Annotated in this window: 2 protein-coding genes; both read left to right on the top strand. The window is 46.0% G+C overall.

From position 1 onward, the window contains the following. Nucleotides 1–212 precede the first annotated feature (212 nt). Nucleotides 213–575, top strand: a complete 363-nt coding sequence (locus L1N85_RS26505; protein ID WP_235242018.1) for an RNA polymerase sigma factor — start codon at nucleotides 213–215, stop codon at nucleotides 573–575. A 65-nt stretch (nucleotides 576–640) separates the two neighbouring features. Continuing rightward, on the top strand, nucleotides 641–1829 hold a 1189-nt coding region (locus tag L1N85_RS26500), incomplete at its 3' end, for an anti-sigma-I factor RsgI family protein (RefSeq protein ID WP_235242017.1).

The raw sequence follows: 1829 nt of genomic DNA, 5'->3' as shown, positions 1-1829 counted from the left end.
CCTCTTGATCAAAGAGCTGGCGCTTCATAAGCGCTTCCTGCGTGATCTGAACCAGGTGCTTGGATTCACAGGTCAGCCCAATATGATAAGCGACGAACCATCTTAGGATCAAGCTCATGTTGACGCGCTACCGCTGTCATATTGCCAATCTCTTTACCCTTGGCAACAACCATTTTCTTAAAGTTTAAGTCGTACTGTTTCTTCGTCATATTGTGTTCCCCTCCGCTTGGCTCTATCGAATCGCCAACAATGAAATCAAGCTGTATTACCGGAATCCGCATTCTCGCACCGATTCGTTCGACCGCATGCTCGAGCGGTCGGATACGGAGCCGATGGCGGATTACATCTTGGAGGAAGAGCTCATTCAAGCACAGGAAGAATTGGCGAGACACGATCAATTTTTATTTTTCCAACAGAAGATCAAGGAATTGCCGCTCAAGTATCAAGAAGTGCTGTCCCTGAGATACTTTGAACAAAAATCTGTAAGGGACAATGGCCACATCTTAGGTAAATCCGATGGAACCGTAAAGTTGCTGCTTCATCGTGGAATCGAAAAATTAAAAAAATATGTGTAATAACTTTGGATAAATATGCAACCTTTTTTCCCGAACGTCATTATACCATGTAGAAGGTGAGATTTATGAGAAAAGAAGACCTGGTCGAACAGTTGGAGACAATGGAAAAACCGGAGGTGCATCTGGATCATCACAAGTACCGTCTTAAGCATTTACTTCGTACGAGGTTATACGCAAGAAACAATTCAGATTTTCAGCTAAAAAAACAATGGGGAGCGATAACAATGTCTATATTGAAAAACACAAAAGTGATTGCGCCGGTGCTTTCCGTCGCCTTGCTCTTTGGAATCTATTCCTTATTCTTTACAGGTTCGCAAGAGGCTGCGGCCTACGTCACGCTGCAAGTCAATCCGGCCGTTCAATTGGTTGTTGATAAAGACAACGAGGTCATGCAGATTGAACCATTAAACGATGACGCGAAACAAGTAGTGGGCGAGTTGGAGTTGATCGGTATGGAGCTGGAAATCGCGCTCGAAATGATCACAACAGCAACCCTCGAACTTGGGTATGTCGACGCGGATAAAGAATTTGTCCTCTCGATCCGCAACGTCGAAAGTCTTACAAACGATGAATTATTGCAGCAATTAGCCCGAGGGTCCAAGCAAGCGGTCTCCGACAGTCTTTCGGCGGCAAATCAGACTAACGAAGTGCACTCCGTTATCGTCACACCCGAGTTGTTCGAGCTTGCTCTCGAAAAAGGCTTGCTGCCTTCCGACTATATCGATCTGATGGAAACCGGTATTTCCCCGGAAGCGGTTCAAGAAATATTAATGTTGTCCGATATAGATGGTGTGGATAAAAACGTTTTCTTGGATGAGTTGGATACGGTCGCCTCTGCTCTTGAAGACATGCTAGAGGCCGGTTTCGACGAAGCGAAAGCCATTGCGATGCTGCAAGGCGCTGTTAAAGCGGACAAAGACTTCGAAGAGTTATCTACGATCATTGCCGCAATGATCGACATGCAGGACTCGGGGGCCAATCCGGAACAAAGCCTCGCTTATATTCAAGCAGCACTTGAACAAGGCGTAGATCAAGACATGTTGCTGGAAGAAATCACAACGCTAACCGCCGCTCATATTGATATGATTGAAGAAGGCGTTTCTGAAGAAACGGCTTCCGCCTTAATGAAAGCAGCGATGAAGGCGGATCCTTCACTTGAAGAAGTCACCACGATTACGTCGATACTTATTGACTTGATGGAGGAAGGCTTGACGGAACAGGAAGCGTTGGCAAAGCTGTTAGCAGCCATGCAGG

It is taken from the genome of Paenibacillus alkaliterrae (assembly GCF_021532375.1).
Taxonomy (GTDB): domain Bacteria; phylum Bacillota; class Bacilli; order Paenibacillales; family Paenibacillaceae; genus Pristimantibacillus; species Pristimantibacillus alkaliterrae.
Note: the sequence above shows the minus strand (reverse complement) of the source record. Positions and strands in the feature narration are given on the sequence as shown.